At 51.1% G+C, this 15,725-nt stretch carries 14 protein-coding genes; 2 read left to right on the top strand and 12 right to left on the bottom strand.

Annotated features, from left to right (window positions below; all coding sequences use genetic code 11):
- Positions 1-2: 2 nt before the first annotated feature.
- The 10 genes from mltG to yceD all read right to left on the bottom strand — a co-directional run bounded on the left by mltG (position 3) and on the right by yceD (position 8,562).
- Positions 3-1,010, bottom strand: coding sequence for an endolytic transglycosylase MltG (mltG, locus tag CBP31_RS15215; protein WP_087038494.1), 1,008 nt, complete (start codon positions 1,008-1,010; stop codon positions 3-5).
- Complete coding sequence (gene pabC / locus CBP31_RS15210) at positions 994-1,824, bottom strand: aminodeoxychorismate lyase (protein ID WP_087038493.1); 831 nt, start codon at positions 1,822-1,824, stop codon at positions 994-996. The genes mltG and pabC overlap by 17 nt, the downstream gene beginning before the upstream one ends.
- Before the next feature lie 319 nt (positions 1,825-2,143).
- Positions 2,144-3,385 carry a beta-ketoacyl-ACP synthase II gene (gene fabF, locus CBP31_RS15205; RefSeq protein ID WP_087038492.1) on the bottom strand — a complete coding sequence of 414 codons (1,242 nt, stop codon included), beginning with the start codon at positions 3,383-3,385 and terminating at the stop codon, positions 2,144-2,146.
- Positions 3,386-3,458: 73 nt separating this feature from the next.
- Positions 3,459-3,695 carry an acyl carrier protein gene (acpP, locus tag CBP31_RS15200; protein WP_086963052.1) on the bottom strand — a complete coding sequence of 79 codons (237 nt, stop codon included), beginning with the start codon at positions 3,693-3,695 and terminating at the stop codon, positions 3,459-3,461.
- A gap of 158 nt (positions 3,696-3,853) precedes the next feature.
- Positions 3,854-4,588 (bottom strand): 3-oxoacyl-ACP reductase FabG, encoded by a 735-nt coding sequence (gene fabG, locus CBP31_RS15195; protein ID WP_087038491.1) that lies wholly within the window; start codon positions 4,586-4,588, stop codon positions 3,854-3,856.
- Positions 4,589-4,740: 152 nt separating this feature from the next.
- Positions 4,741-5,679, bottom strand: a complete 939-nt coding sequence (gene fabD / locus CBP31_RS15190) for an ACP S-malonyltransferase (protein WP_087038490.1) — start codon at positions 5,677-5,679, stop codon at positions 4,741-4,743.
- Positions 5,680-5,866: 187 nt separating this feature from the next.
- The gene (locus CBP31_RS15185; protein WP_087038489.1) at positions 5,867-6,826 is read right to left on the bottom strand and encodes a beta-ketoacyl-ACP synthase III; all 960 of its coding nucleotides are present in this window, start codon (positions 6,824-6,826) and stop codon (positions 5,867-5,869) included.
- 5 nt (positions 6,827-6,831) lie between these two features.
- Entirely contained in the window at positions 6,832-7,842 is a 1,011-nt protein-coding gene (gene plsX, locus CBP31_RS15180) for a phosphate acyltransferase PlsX (RefSeq protein ID WP_087038488.1), read from the bottom strand.
- Between the two features lie 6 nt (positions 7,843-7,848).
- Positions 7,849-8,019 carry a 50S ribosomal protein L32 gene (gene rpmF / locus CBP31_RS15175; protein WP_087038487.1) on the bottom strand — a complete coding sequence of 57 codons (171 nt, stop codon included), beginning with the start codon at positions 8,017-8,019 and terminating at the stop codon, positions 7,849-7,851.
- Between the two features lie 21 nt (positions 8,020-8,040).
- Positions 8,041-8,562, bottom strand: coding sequence for a 23S rRNA accumulation protein YceD (yceD, locus tag CBP31_RS15170; protein ID WP_087038486.1), 522 nt, complete (start codon positions 8,560-8,562; stop codon positions 8,041-8,043).
- Positions 8,563-8,803: 241 nt separating this feature from the next.
- Between yceD and CBP31_RS15165 the strand changes: the two genes are divergently transcribed.
- The gene (locus CBP31_RS15165; RefSeq protein ID WP_322348428.1) at positions 8,804-9,424 is read left to right on the top strand and encodes a Maf family protein; all 621 of its coding nucleotides are present in this window, start codon (positions 8,804-8,806) and stop codon (positions 9,422-9,424) included.
- A gap of 342 nt (positions 9,425-9,766) precedes the next feature.
- On the opposite strand, the gene CBP31_RS15160 is transcribed toward CBP31_RS15165, so the two are convergent.
- Together CBP31_RS15160 and rluC are read right to left on the bottom strand one after the other, a co-directional pair.
- Positions 9,767-10,408, bottom strand: a complete 642-nt coding sequence (locus CBP31_RS15160) for an HAD family hydrolase (protein WP_087038485.1) — start codon at positions 10,406-10,408, stop codon at positions 9,767-9,769.
- A gap of 203 nt (positions 10,409-10,611) precedes the next feature.
- A complete protein-coding gene (gene rluC, locus CBP31_RS15155) occupies positions 10,612-11,568 on the bottom strand; it encodes a 23S rRNA pseudouridine(955/2504/2580) synthase RluC (RefSeq protein WP_087038484.1) in 957 nt (318 codons plus the stop codon).
- A 382-nt stretch (positions 11,569-11,950) separates the two neighbouring features.
- Between rluC and rne the strand changes: the two genes are divergently transcribed.
- The gene (rne, locus tag CBP31_RS15150) at positions 11,951-15,214 is read left to right on the top strand and encodes a ribonuclease E (protein ID WP_087038483.1); all 3,264 of its coding nucleotides are present in this window, start codon (positions 11,951-11,953) and stop codon (positions 15,212-15,214) included.
- Positions 15,215-15,725: the final 511 nt, after the last annotated feature.

Raw genomic sequence — 15,725 nt, 5'->3', positions numbered from 1 at the left:
ACTTACCTTTTTAATATGTAGCGACGCACGGCGTTATTATGCTCGCGCAAGGATTTCGAAAAATAGTGTCGCCCTTCGCCCATGGCCACAAAATAATAATAGGAACTGTCCAATGGATGCAAGGTGGCCATAATCGCTTCTTTACTGGCCATGGCAATAGGGCTTGGCGGTAAGCCATCAATCATATAAGTGTTATAAGGCGTATGAGTTTGCAGGTCTTTCTTGCGAATATTGCCGTCATAGTCTTCACCCATGCCATAAATCACTGTGGGATCGGTTTGCAAGCGCATGCCGACCCGCATCCGATTCACAAATACCGAGGCGATCAACGGTCGCTCTTCAGCAATGCCAGTTTCTTTCTCGATGATGGAGGCCAAAATCAAGGCTTCATAGGGCGTAGTAATGGGTAAGTCCGACTGTCGCTCTGGCCATTCCTGCTCAACAAATACCTTCATCTCATCAAAGGCGCGCTGCAAAATGGACAGATCCGTGTCACCTGGGGTGTAGCTGTAGGTTTCTGGCAGCAACCAACCTTCGAGCTTTTTATTATCTAAGCCTAACTGCTTAGCAATCTCAGCTTCACTCTGGCCATCTAAGATAACGTCTAAATACTCCGCATTAGCCAAACGTTGCAACCAATCGCTTAAACGCAGCCCTTCTACCAGGGTAACTTGCAAACGATAGGTATCGCCGTCAACGATGGCTTGCAGCGCTTCGCGCACCGAAGCCTCGGGAGCAAACTTATAAGTACCTTGGCGCACCGCGGCTAATTCTGGATGAACCCGTAGCCACAACTTTCTGACATAAGACGGCACTTCATGCTGACTTAAACGCGAGATCAAACTGCCACTGGTTTCACCGCGCGACACCACAAACAGAGGTGACTCTGTAGTGGCAATCGGTGTTTTTTCTAACTGCTGCCATTGCTGATAGCCATAGATGGATACACCGCCAATCACCAGCACCGCTAACAAAAAGATGCGCCCCAGCCACTTAATTAGTTTGTTCATAAGCTTGTTGTAATTCCCTAGTTATTGTTAACTCAGCGACGTTTAAATGCTCGGTCTTAGTATTGGTGCCCGTATTAGGCTCAATGATACCCGTCACTGGTACTATTCCTATCAGCGCATTGCTCAGCCACACTTCATCGGCGGCCAATACGCGCGGTAATAAAGCTTGAGTGTGCACAAGGCGCGCGCCCAAATAATCCATACACCAAGCGCGTAGAGTACCCCACACCCCAAGCTCGGTTAAGTCTGGCGTATAGATAACATCGCCTTCACGCCAAAACACATTGGCGGTGACCGCTTCCACCACTTGGTGTTGGCTGTTCAATACCAAAGCCTCGGGCCAGTGTTGCGCGTCTAACTCTGCTTTCAACAGTACCTGTTCTAAACGGTTAACGGTTTTTAAGCCCGCCAGTAGCGAACTATTACCCAAACGACCTTGGCAAACACCGATAGTGATGCCCTGTTCACGCCACTGATAATATTGCGCTGGAAACGGCGCCGTATTGAGCAACACTTGAGTATCTGTGCAGCCTTGCATGCTATAGCCACGGCCACCCGCGCCACGCACTAAGGTGATGCGCAATACTTGGTCAGCTTTAACGTCTAGGCAAGCCTGTGCGCGGGCTTTCACTGCTGCCCAATCGGGCATGGGCATTTGTAATCGAGTGCAAGCTGCCGTGAGTCGGGCCTGATGATACGCCCAATGGCGCAACTGGCCGTGCTTGGCATGCACGGTAGTAAAGTGCCCATCACCCAATTGCCAACCGCGACTTACGGCTGATAAAGCGGTGGTATCGGTGATAATGGAATCCATGCCGCCATACTCCGTTAGCTTTTAACCATCAAAATATTTTTGCCACGGAAGAACACGGAACGCACGGAAAAGATCACAAGCGACAAGTGAACAGAGCTTTAACTGGTAAGGGCTAGGATCAGATAAGGATATTTTTAACTAATCGCTGCCCAAGGCTGGTCTTGCCCCTTAATAATTTAGCACTGTCACTCTTATCTCTATTTTTCTGTGGATTCCGTGGATTCCGTGGCAAAGAAGATCTTTATCCGTTATGCCGCTCTACTCAGCGCCTATAAAAAAGCCCGGCGCTGGGCCGGGCTTAAAGATGGCCAAAGAGCCATCATATGCGTTTGAAAATCAATGAGCCATTGGTGCCACCAAACCCGAAGGAGTTGGATAAGGCATAGTCAAATTGACCTTCTTTTGCAGTGTGTGCAACCAAGTCCAAGTCGCACTCATCATCTGGATTATCCAAGTTGATGGTGGGTGGAGCAATTTGGTCACGCAACGCCAGCACACTAAAGATGGCTTCAATGGCACCGGCGGCACCTAATAGGTGACCGGTCATCGATTTGGTGGAGCTGATCATTAACTGATTCGCATGCTCACCAAATACCTGCTTCATGCCACGCAACTCGGCCACATCGCCTAATGGCGTTGAGGTACCGTGCGCATTCACGTAACCGACCGCACTCGGTGCTATGCCTGCATCTTTAATGGCATTGGCCATGGCTTTCGCCCCGCCACAACCATTGGCAGGAGGAGCCGTCATATGATGCGCATCGCCGCTCATGCCAAAACCGACTAATTCGGCATAAATCTTGGCACCGCGCGCTTTGGCATGCTCATACTCTTCCAGCATCATCACACCGGCGCCGTCACCCAGCACAAAACCGTCACGGTCTTTGTCCCAAGGGCGACTGGCTTTTTGTGGCTCGTCGTTGCGCGTAGAAAGCGCACGTGCCGCCGCAAAGCCACCCATACCTAAATTGGTAGAGGCTTTTTCAGTGCCGCCAGCCAACATGGCGTCGGCGTCACCGTAAGCAATCATACGCGCCGCCAGCCCGATGCTGTGCGTGCCTGTGGTACAGGCGGTAGTGACTGCGATATTTGGGCCGCGTAAGCCATTCATGATCGATAAGTGGCCAGACACCATATTGATGATGGTAGAAGGCACAAAAAACGGGCTTAATTTACGCGGGCCACTGGCCAGTAAATTGGTGTGGTTAGACTCAATTAAGCCAAGACCACCAATACCTGAACCAACGGATACACCAACGCGCTCTGCATTGGCGTCTGTAATTTCGAGTCCGGAGTCGGCCATTGCCTGTAAACCGGCTGCCACGCCATATTGGATGAACAAGTCCATCTTGCGGGCTTCTTTCTTTGCGATACCATGATCTTCGGGATCGAAGTCCTTGACCAGGCCTGCAAATTTGGTGCTGTAATCGGTAGTATCAAAGTGTTCGATATTGCTGATGCCACTTTGACCTGCCAACAAGGCCTGCCAGCTGGCATCAACCGTGTTACCGACAGGAGATAGCATACCGAGGCCAGTCACCACGACTCTGCGTTTGGACACAGGAGCGTCTCCGAATGGGGGTTAAAACGGGGAAAGAGCCGAAGTGACAAACTGCCACTTCGGCGCAAAGATATTACTCTTGATTCGCGTTGATGTAATCAACTGCCGCTTTAACGGTAGTGATTTTTTCAGCTTCTTCATCAGGAATTTCAGTATCGAATTCTTCTTCCAACGCCATTACTAATTCAACGGTGTCCAGAGAATCGGCACCCAAGTCGTCTACGAAAGAAGCTTCAGATTTAACTTCTTCTTCTTTAACGCCCAGTTGCTCGATGATGATTTTTTTTACGCGTTCTTCGATGTTGCTCATAACCAGTATTATCCTTTAGAAATACGCAAGTGCGTGTCGTTGCGGTAGTGTATTAAATTAGCCGTCGTTTGCAAGACTATTTAGGGCTGGTCTAACCAGAATTCATGCCTAAAATGCTGCATTATCCACCAAACAGCTGCCAACTGCGGACATTTTCATCACACCATGTACATGCCGCCATTTACGTGCAGCGTTTCACCCGTAATATATGCGGCCTCTTCTGAAGCTAAAAAAGCCACAGCAGAAGCAATTTCTTTGGGGTTACCCAAACGTTGTGCCGGCACTTGAGACAAGATACCCGCTTTTTGTTCGTCGTTTAATGCTTGCGTCATGTCAGTTTCAATAAAGCCCGGTGACACCACGTTCACGGTAACACCGCGCGACGCCACTTCACGACCTAATGACTTACTAAAGCCAATTAAGCCGGCCTTGGCTGCCGCGTAGTTTGCCTGACCCGCATTGCCCATAGTGCCCACTACTGAGCCAATGGAGATGATGCGGCCGTAGCGCTTTTTCATCATGCCACGCAATACCGCCTTAGACAGACGGAACACGGAAGTCAGGTTGGTATCTATTATATCCTGCCATTCGTCGTCTTTCATGCGCATTAATAAATTATCGCGCGTGATACCAGCATTATTCACTAATACGTCGATATCGCCGAAACGTTCTTTAACAGTGGCTAAAAACTGCTCCAGAGAGGCTGAGTCGGTCACGTTTAACACCAGACCTGCACCCTGCTCGCCTAAATAGGCGCTAATGGCCTCGGCGCCTTTTTCGCTGGTAGCAGTGCCAATCACGGTGGCACCGCGGGCAATAAACAGTTCAGCCGTCGCACGGCCAATACCGCGACTCGCACCCGTAATCAGCACTACTTTACCGGAAAAACTCATCATGACTCCTTCAGTTATTACTAAGGCCGATGTGACATAGGATCAAGTGACCTTAACTATCCTTAATAGCACAGAAAACCATCCTTGGCTTTCTCCTTGAACTCAACACCACACCGGCCTTGCTCTATTTTTTAAACGACTAATACGACAGCTTATTGCGCAGCAACGGCGGCCAATGCTTGCTCAAGGCCAGCTTGATCGTTCACCGCCAATCCTTCTACGCGCTTATCAATACGCTTAGTCAGACCAGACAATACTTTGCCTGGTCCCATTTCCAGCGCCAATGTCACACCCAGCACCACCATGCACTCTACGGTTTCAGTCCAGCGTACTGGGCTATAGAGCTGGCGTACTAAGGCATCTTTAATCGCGGCGGCATTGCTTTCTTGGGCGACATCTACGTTATTGATCACCGGCACTACCGGCTCATTAAAGGTCATCTCAGCCAAGGTTTGCTCAAGATGTTCGGCGGCGGAGCGCATCAGTGCACAATGAGAAGGCACACTCACTGGTAACGGCAATGCACGCTTAGCACCACTTTCTTTCATTAAGATATTGGCGCGTTCTACGGCGGCTTTATTACCGGCGATTACCACTTGTCCGGGTGAGTTAAAGTTCACCGCTGACACCACTTCGCCCTGCTCGGCGAGCACGCAGTTGGCAATAATGGCGTCATTGTCGAGGCCAATAATGGCCGACATGGCGCCCATGCCTTCTGGCACGGCTTCTTGCATCAGTTGACCGCGCAGCTCAACAAGCTTAACTGCGTCACTCAGACTTAATACCTCAGCACAGACTAATGCGGAGTATTCACCCAAGCTGTGGCCAGCCATCACATCCGGCATGGCACCGCCCTGCTCGCGCCATAAGCGCCATAAAGCAACAGAGGCCGTCAACAAGGCCGGTTGCGTGCGCCAGGTTTTATTGAGCTCTTCCGTGGGGCCGTTTAATACTAATTCGGCCACATCGTAACCTAAGGCGTCGGACGCCTCGGCAAAAGTCTGTTTAACGCAGTCATGTTCGGCCAAGACGCCGGCTAACATGCCGACCGTTTGCGAGCCCTGACCGGGAAAGGTAATGGCAAAAGTCATTGTCTGTCCTTTTGTTTAACACATATTTTTTAACGTATATTATTTAAACACGTTATTAAAAACACATTGTTCAAAACATACTGGCTAGGCCGCAAGCGCTGTAGCGACTCACTCACAGTGCAACGCAGGCGGCATTATGCCTACCCCCAACGCGAGATCGCGCAGGGGCAGGGAATGTTAATCACTCTTAAAATCTAATTAACGCTGAGCCCCAAGCAAAACCACCGCCAAAGGCTTCCAGCAGCACCAAGTGGCCCCGCTGAATACGACCGTCACGCACCCCTTCATCGAAGGCGATGGGCACACTGGCCGCCGAGGTATTACCGTGGCGGTCGAGCGTTAAGATAACATTGTCTAACGACATGCCTAACTTACGCGCGGTGGCGTTAATGATACGGTAATTTGCCTGATGCGGCACCAACCAGTCCAGCTCAGACTTATCGATATTATTGGATTCTAAGGTCTGGATCACAATTTCGCTTAACCGTGTTACCGCCACCTTAAATACGTCATTGCCTTTCATGGTCATGTAGGCACCCATTTCGTCGCCACTGATACCACGAGCACGATGGGGTAACTTCAGCATATCGGCATAACGGCCATCGGCGTGCAAATGTGTCGACAAAATGCCGGGCTCTTCGCTTGCGCCAATGACCACGGCACCGGCACCATCACCAAACAGGATCACGGTGCCGCGGTCTTCTGGGTCGCACATGCGTGACAGTGCATCGGCACCAATCACTAATATGTGGCGGGCGGCACCGCTTTTAATAAATTGATCCGCCACGCTCAAGGCGTAACTAAAGCCTGCACAGGCTGCAGATAAATCGAAGGCAGGAATGCCCGGCACTTCCAGCAAGGCCTGTACTTCACAAGCAGCGGCCGGAAAGGCGTTTTCGCTACTGGTGGTGGCAAGAATGATCATATCGAGATCAAGGGCAGAAATACCGGCAGCCTCAATGGCACGCAATCCCGCTTGATGGGACATAGTTGCGATGGTTTCGTCCATACCGGCAATGCGGCGTTCACGAATACCGGTGCGCTCCACTATCCAGGTGTCGCTGGTGTCTACCATTTTTTCTAAGTCGGTATTAGTACGTACCGCTGCAGGCAGGTAGCTGCCGGTTCCCAATATTTTACTATTCATAGGCTTTATCTTGCGTGACTGTCCTGTGGGGCAGTATCGAAACGATGCGCGATGCTCGCAGGCAGGTCATGCTCTATTTCAGATATGGCCTGTAAGATCGCATTGAAGAAGGCAGGTGACCCAGCACTGCCATGGCTTTTCACCACACTGGCGCGTAATCCTATCAGACTCGCACCGTTATACTGGTCGGGGTTCAGATGGGAGAGTCGTTTTTTTAACCAAAAAGTCAGCATTTTACTTAACAAACCGCGTTTCAGCTTTTGACCTAATAATAATCGGGCCACGCCTTCGCTGGTTTTAAGAGCCACATTGCCGACAAATCCGTCACACACTATGACGTCCGCACGGCCAATAAACAACTCATTGCCTTCGATATAACCGCTGTAATTGAGGTTTGCGGTTTGGCTTAAGCGCGTACCGGCCACCCGTACCGCCTCATTACCTTTGTTGGCTTCTGCGCCCACATTCAGTAGGGCAACACGCGGAGAGGCGATGCCTAAGATATGCTGGGCGGCCTGCTCTCCCATTAAGGCAAATTGCACCAATTGTTCGGCGCTGCAACTAATATTGGCCCCCACATCAAGCAATAAGGCATAACCGCCATCACCTTGTGGCAGGCGGGTAATAAGCGCCGGTCTGTCTACGCCAGGTACGGTATTGAGCACTTTCATAGCCATGGCCATTAACGCCCCAGTATTACCGGCACTCACGCAAGCAGAAGCGCGCCCTGATGCTAGTGCATCAAGCGCGTTGCGCATAGAAGAGTCGGTTAGATGACGCAGGGCATAAGCGGCTTTATGATCATTGCCCACCTGTTGCGTACAAAAGTACGTCTGAACTCTGGGATGTTGGTCTAATTGCAGGCGTGTTAGCCAAGGAGAAAGCTCCGCTTCCAAGCCAAACATCAACAGATTCAGATCAGGTAGAAGCGACAGTGCCTGCGCGGCGGCAGGCACTGTTATTGAGGGGCCAAAATCTCCCCCCATCATATCTAACGCAACGGTAAGCTGCGACAAAGGTTATTACTTGTTAATAACCTTTACACCGCGGTAAAAACCATCCGCAGTGATGTGGTGACGACGATGCAATTCGCCTGTAGTTTTATCTACAGTCAGTGCAGCAGTAGTCAACGAATCGTGTGAACGACGGCTTCCGCGCACAGCGCGAGATACTTTACTCTTTTGTACGGCCATTTGACCTCACTCCTAAATCAGTTACTTACGTTTTAAGCCTTCCAGAACGGCGAAAGGGTTCGGACGTTCTTCAGCGGTTGGAATGGTACCAAAGCTTTGATCGAATTTACCTTCAGAACAATGCTCATTTTCATGAACCGGTATCTGAGGCAAGCTGAGAATAAGTTCATCCTCAACCAGTTCAACCAAATCTATTTCACCAGCTTCATCCACTTCGACCGTTTCGTAATCTTCCGGTACGTCTGGCGCATCTGCGTTTGCACGCAGCGGCGTGTATGTAAATTCGGATTCTATAGTAGTATCAAACGGCTCATTACATCTTTGGCACTGGAGCGACACAGTCATGCGAGTTTTACCCAGCATAATGCGTAGCCCTTGGGCGTCGGTGCCAAAGTTTAGAGATACGTTGATATCACCATGGATACCTTGGGTTGACTCCGCCAGTCTGGGCATTAGCGACGCAGCATACTCACCTTCATATTGAAGACGATTAAGCGCGCAGCGAGCGGGATCAACCTTATTGGGCAACTTTACCTTTTCCATAAGGCGCGCATGTTATAGATACTCATCATGGGAGTCAAAGAGAAATTCCCTTCAACGGTTAAATAATAGCGAGAAAGCGGCGGTGCGTTTTCAGCCGTAAGTAATCAGTTATAGATACACATTATGCGCCATACTTGGGCCGAGAAAAAGCCATACAGGCCGTTAACTTACCCCCTAACACTCAAGCACAGTGCACAAAGTGCTAAACTGCTGCACCTTAACCATTATCGGTCTGCTACTTATGCCTTCAGCCCTGCCGTCACTGATCCTTGCTTCGTCATCCGTCTATCGCCAACAGCTATTAGGCAAGCTACAACTGCCTTTTAGCAGCCATAGCCCAGACATAGACGAGACCGCCCTGCCCAATGAGTGTGCCGAGGCGTTAGTACTGCGCTTAGCCGAGCAAAAAGCCCGCGCCCTGAGCCACCTTTATCCCCGCAGCCTGATTATTGGCTCCGATCAGGTGTGTGTGAACCCCGTGTCCATTAACCAAGCCGGTGTGAACCAAAGCCAAATATTGGGTAAGCCACACACCTTGACCAACGCCCGCGCACAATTATTGGCCGCCAGTGGCCAGCGCATTACCTTTTATACGGGGCTCGCGGTGTATGATGCCGCAAAGCTGCAAATGCGCTCCTTAGTAGAGCCATTTTCTGTGGTGTTTCGTACCTTAAGTGAGGCACAAGTGGATCGCTACCTTGAGCGAGAGCCCGCTCTGGACTGCGCCGGCGCCTTTAAATGCGAAGGCTTAGGCATTAGCTTATTTAAACGCATGGAAGGCCGTGATCCCAACGCCCTCGTCGGCCTGCCCTTAATCGCGCTGGTCGACTTGTTGGCTGAGTGTGGAGTGCAAGTGCCTTGATTTATAGTGAGGCGTGAATTGTGAGGTGTGAGGCGAAAACACCGACTTTGTGCCGTCATGCCGGTACCGAGTCAAGCTCGGCATCACGGCTCTGGTATTTAGCAACGGCCTACAGAAAAACACCGCCCTGTGCCGTCTTGCCGGTACTGGGTCAAGCCCAGCATGACGGCTCCGTAAATCCTAAAGACAGCTCCTGAATCGAGTTCAGGAAGACGACTTAGAGCGAGATCCTGACTTCCGTCAGGAAGACGACCTAAAGACAAACACCACTCTTTGCCGTCTTACCGGGCTCGCCCCGGTATCTGCTTTTTCTCGCTGACAGCTTAAAGCTGCCTGCTGCGCTTAAACCCACTGCCGCAAGTGGCGAATATCGTCAATTAACGCTAGCGGCTGGTGAGCGCTTAACTTAATGGAGTCGTGCACGCCGTAGGTTACCCCGATGCGCGGCATGCCGATGGCTTGAGCCATTGCTAGGTCGTAGCTTGAATCCCCCACCATTACCGCCTCAGCGGGCTTCACTTGTAGCTCATCTAAGATTTGCTCGAGCATTAACGGGTGCGGCTTAGACACCGCCTGATCGGCCCCGCGCAGTGCATGAAAATAACTGCCCAATTGGGTATCTGCCAATACGCTATCCAAACCCACCCGCTGTTTACCCGTGGCCACTGCTAATTGATAGCCACTAGCATGCAAGCCTTTGATGGTATCGGATGCACCGGCAAACAAGGGTGATGGGGTTTGATCCAGCTCTAAATAATGACGGCGATAGACGGTCAACAGTTGAGTCGACTGGGCGTCACTAAGAGTGCCAAACAAAATCGGAAACGCCTTATATAAGCTAAGCCCGATAATATCGCGCACCGCCTCCGCACTTGGCACCGGCAACAAACAATCCAGCGCCGCAGTTTGCATGCTAGACACAATGCGCGCCACCGAGTCCATGAGCGTGCCATCCCAATCAAAAATCACTAATCGAAACTTCATACTTAACAAACCTCATAACAGCGCCCGATACCTAAAAAATGCTTAAAATAAAGGACTACAAAAGATTTACCCTCGTAGAGGCCGTCTTTAGCTGGCCGGTTTTGTGTAGCAAAACTTTACAACGACAAAGCAACAACATCCGTGCCGCGATGCGCCACCAGCCGGCTAAAGCGGCTTCTACTAAAAACACCGGCTTTCGTAACCTAGCGCTTAGTCAGGCGCGTTAATAACCGCTCTAAGCTTGGCTCTAATGGCGCTTCTACTGTCATCTGCTCTTCCAATACCGGATGGAAGAAACGCAACCGACACGCATGCAAAAATAAGCGATTTAGGCCTAGCTTACCCATTTGTTCATCAAACTGGGCATCACCGTATTTGGTATCACCGGCAATGGGGTGCCCACCATGCAAGGTGTGCACGCGAATTTGATGGGTGCGCCCAGTAATGGGGCTACATTCGACCAAGGTCGCTTGGGTAAACTGTTGCAGGATCTTAAAACGCGTTTCTGAAGGTTTACCTTCTTTGGTATCAACTTTCACTACGCGATCACCGGTGGGCATTTCAAACTTGCGCAGTGGTGCCTTAACAGCTCTTTGCTTCGCAGGCCAGTCACCACACACCAAAGCTAAATAGTGTTTATCTATGGTTTTTTCACGTAACTGCTCATGCAGATTGCGCAACATACTGCGTTTTTTGGCCACCAACAATAAGCCGGAGGTGTCGCGATCCAAACGGTGTACCAATTCTAAAAACCGTGCTTGAGGGCGCAGCGCACGCAGGCCTTCAATCAGACCATAGCTGAGTCCACTGCCGCCATGTACCGCCAGCCCAGAAGGTTTATTGATAACAATGAGTGCATCATCTTCATAGACGATGGCCGCTTCTAAGGGTTGTACTTCGCTAAGCTTATTGCTTGGCACCGGATCCTCACGCTCCGCCACCCGTACCGGCGGGATGCGCACTATGTCACCGGCCAGCAGTTTATATTCGGGTTTAATGCGTTTTTTATTAACTCTTACCTCACCTTTGCGCACAATGCGGTAAATCATGCTTTTGGGTACACCCTTAAGCTCGGTTCGTAAAAAGTTGTCTATGCGTTGCCCTTCGTACTCAGCATCTATAGTGAGTAGTCGCACGCTGTGTTGTAGTTCTGGTTTCATGGCAATATTCTATCATTAGGAAGTGTGATTGGATGCAGAAAAGGCGTCTTGCTAAGATTACAGTTAAAGTGTGATAATGGCTCAGAATTTCGTGTTAGCCATTTGTTCCATAACGCTCTATAGCAATGCTATTAAGAAGAGTTATCTAGCAAACAGTGGGTAGCACACCCTGAATACCCCTAGCACTCCGTTTTATTCGCGATCTTTGGGCTCTCCCTTACCCGTGAAAAACACCTGAATATGCGCCTCAAGCGTACCCAGCCGGGAGGCTGTATCTATTGCGCTACCAGACTCGAGGCCGGTGTTAGTCGGAATAACGCGGTTAGGCTAGGGAAAACACCAACACTGTATAAACAGTAAAAACTTTATAAAAGAGTCATTAATGAAAAGAATGCTAATCAACGCAACTCAAGAAGAAGAGTTGCGCGTCGCCCTAGTAGATGGGCAAAAACTGTACGATCTGGATATTGAAAGTCCAGGCCATGAACAAAAAAAAGCCAATATCTATAAAGGTAAAATTACTCGTGTAGAGCCCAGCCTAGAAGCGGCGTTTGTCGATTACGGTGCTGAGCGTCACGGTTTTTTACCGTTAAAAGAAATTGCGCGTAACTATTTTCCTGCCGGATACAGCTACCAAGGCCGACCCAACATCAAAGAAGTGGTCAAAGAAGGCCAAGAAGTCATCGTACAAATTGATAAAGAAGAGCGCGGCAATAAAGGCGCGGCACTCACTACTTTTATCAGCTTGGCCGGTTCTTACTTGGTACTGATGCCTAATAACCCTCGTGCCGGCGGTATTTCTCGTCGTATCGAAGGTGACGAGCGTACCGAGCTTAAAGAAGCCTTGTCTCAGCTTGCCCTGCCCGATGGCATGGGCCTGATTGTGCGCACCGCCGGTGTGGGCAAGTCAGCAGAAGAGCTGGAGTGGGACTTGCGCGTACTGCAAGGCCACTGGAAAGCGATTCAAGAAGCCTCTGAAGGCGGCGCGGCTCCTTTCTTAATTCACCAAGAAAGTAACGTGATTGTGCGTGCCATTCGTGACTACTTGCGCCGTGATATTGGCGAGATTGTGATCGACAATCCCGTAGTCTACGAACGCGCTAAAAAGCACATTGAGCTGGTACGTCCAGACTCCTTAAAAATCGTGAAGCTGTACGACGGCGACGTGCCGATGTTTAGCCACTATCAGATTGAAAGCCAAATTGAGTCGGCCTTTCAACGCGAAGTGCGCCTGCCCTCAGGCGGCAGCATCGTGATTGACCCTACCGAAGCTTTAACCAGTATCGACATCAACTCTTCTCGCGCCACCAAAGGCAGCGACATAGAAGAAACGGCACTGAAAACTAACCTAGAAGCGGCCGAAGAAATTGCTCGCCAGTTACGCCTGCGTGACTTAGGTGGCTTAGTGGTGATCGATTTTATCGACATGACGCCCGTGCGCCATCAGCGTGAAGTAGAAAACTGCCTGCGCGATGCCGTGCGCCAAGACCGTGCCCGCATTCAGTTAGGCCGTATTTCTCGCTTTGGTTTGCTAGAAATGTCGCGTCAGCGTTTGCGCCCTTCTCTTGGTGAGTCCAGCACCCATGTTTGCCCTCGCTGTTTAGGCCAAGGCACCATTCGTGATACCGAATCTCTCGCTCTGGCCATTTTGCGCCTGATTGAAGAAGAAGCGCTGAAAGACAACACCGGTCAAATTCACGGCCAAGTGCCGGTAGACGTAGCCGCTTATCTGTTGAACGAAAAGCGCAAGTCTATCGCTAGCTTAGAGCAGCGTTATAGCGTTGAAATTTACATTATTCCTAACGAGCAGCTAGAAACTCCGCACTTTAGTGTGGAACGTGTGCGCAGCGGCGAAGAAGAAAGTGTCAGCAGCTATCACCTAAAAACCGATGTGCCTAAGTCGACGTATACGCCGCGCGACAGCCAATCTGGCTCACGTATTGAGCAGCCTGCATTGCAGGGCTTTACTGCCCCCGCTCCCGCGCCGACGGCTAGCGCCCCGGCACCGGCTGCTGCTGCCCCAGCTCCAACACCTACTGCTGCCCCCGCCCCTGCAGTAGTGGCCGGACCTGGCTTGATCAGCCGTGTTTTCAGTGTGGTTAGCAGCTGGTTTAACGGTAATACAGACGCGGAAGCCGCTGCTGCATCTACAGCCACGCCTCGCCCTGCCACTGCGAATAACAATGGCAATGCCGGAAATAACGGTCGTAACGCGAGTAACAATGGCACCGGCGAGCGTAACCAGAGCCGCAATAACCAACGCTCTTCAAGTCGTGACCGTAATGATCGCAACAGCAATGATCGTAATGATCGCTCACAGCGTAATCCTCGTAATAGCAACAGCCGCAAACCGCGTGAAGAAGAACGCAATACTGCCGTGCAAGCTGAGTCTAAAGCACCGGTAACCGTTGCCGTTCAGGATGAAAATAAGACTGATCGCCCACGTCGTGAACGCAGAAAACCGCGCCGTGACCAGCAACCAGCACCAGCTCAACTGAATGAAGTGGATACTGCTGACGCTGCAACTGCCGCTACTGCTGCCGCAACCACAGCAGTCACGACCACCGCTGCTGCGCCTGCTACTGAGTCTCAAGAGCAGAACTTGGCTGAACGTCGTCAGCGCCGTCAGCAAAGAAAACAAGTACGTATTGGTGGTGAAGAACAGCAAACCGCAACCACTGAAACTGCTGCTCAGCCGCAAGCCACTGCCAAGGCAGATGATAACAGTAGCAAAGAGCACCACAAACGCAGTGCCATGCCTAAGCGCAAGCGCATGAACGAAGACAGCCGTCGTCGTCGTCGCGAAGACAGCATAGCCGCGTTAATTGCCGCTCAAGGTGAAGACAAGTGGGTCGCGACCGAAGAAGCACTGGCCGCCGCACAACCTGTAGCGCAAGAAGCTAAAGCTCAGCCAACGCCAGCAGCCACTGAACAGCCAGTAGCGCCTAAGCAAGAAGCAGCGAAAGTAGAAACTCAAGCTACTCCTGAAGCTACAGCGCCAGTAGCAGCGAAAGCCGAAGCTCCGGTTGAGCCTAAAGCCGCCGAGCCAGTTGTCGCCGCCCGCCCTGTTGAAGAGCAAAAGGTTCAAGAGCAAAAAGCAGCAGAGCCGAAAGCTGAGCAGCCAGCCGTTGTTGAACAGCCTGTTGTTAAAGCTGAAGCGGAAGTTAAAGCGGAACCAGCTGCACCTGTGGCACCTGCCGCCGTTGCACCTAAAGCTGAGCCAACCGTGGCCGTTGATAAAGTAGCTGTGGCACCTGCAGTAGCAGAGCCTGCGCCGACTCAACAGCCAGCCGAGCCAGTAGCAGCCGCGCCGGTTGCACCAACGCCAAGCGAGCCAAAAGCTGAGCCTGTAGCCACTAGCCAGCCTACGGCAAAGCCTGAAGCTGCTCCTCAGCCTAAAGCTGAACCAGTAGCTGCCCAGCCAGAAGCAAAAGCAGCGCCACAGGCCGCCGGTTTATACCGTCGCTCACGCCAAGCTTCTGCGCCCATGGTTAAGCCAGAAGTGGTTGCGCCAGTGCCTTACGTAAAGCCTGAGTACCCTCAGCAGCTGCCACGCGAAAACGTTGCCACTAGTGGACGTCACGCAGGCAGCACTGCGGCACAAAACAAGGCATCGGCCCCCATGGCGAAGCCAGAAAGTCATTAATCATTAATGACCGCAGTTAAAAAAGGCTCCTTCGGGAGCCTTTTTATTTGGGTGGAATTTAGATTAGGTGGCTGTTGTTGAGATAAGAAAGAGAGGCTGTATGGATCGCGGCGGTTTTGAGAAAATTTTCTTTTATTCTATTTTCTGACAAGCCGCTTTTTCACCCCACGCCTTACGATTCACACTTCATTTCTTTTAGCCGTCTTCCTGATACCGGAGCAAGTCAGGATCTCGCCCTAAGTCGTCTTCCTGAACTCGATTCAGGATCTCGATTTTAGATTTCAGGCAGAGTGCACAGTGCGAGATACCGGGGCGAGCCCGGTAAGACGGCACAGGGCGGTGCTTTTCTTTAGGCCGTCTTCCTGAACTCGATTCAGGATCTCGCTTTTAGATTCACAGGCAGAGTGCACAGTGCGAGATACCGGGGCCGTCATGCTGGGCTTGACCCAGTACCGGTAAGACGGCATAGGGCGGTGCTTTTCTTTAGGCTGTCTTCCTGACGAAAGTCAGG

This window comes from Oceanisphaera profunda (genome assembly GCF_002157895.1).
Lineage (GTDB): Bacteria > Pseudomonadota > Gammaproteobacteria > Enterobacterales > Aeromonadaceae > Oceanimonas > Oceanimonas profunda.
Note: the sequence above shows the minus strand (reverse complement) of the source record. Positions and strands in the feature narration are given on the sequence as shown.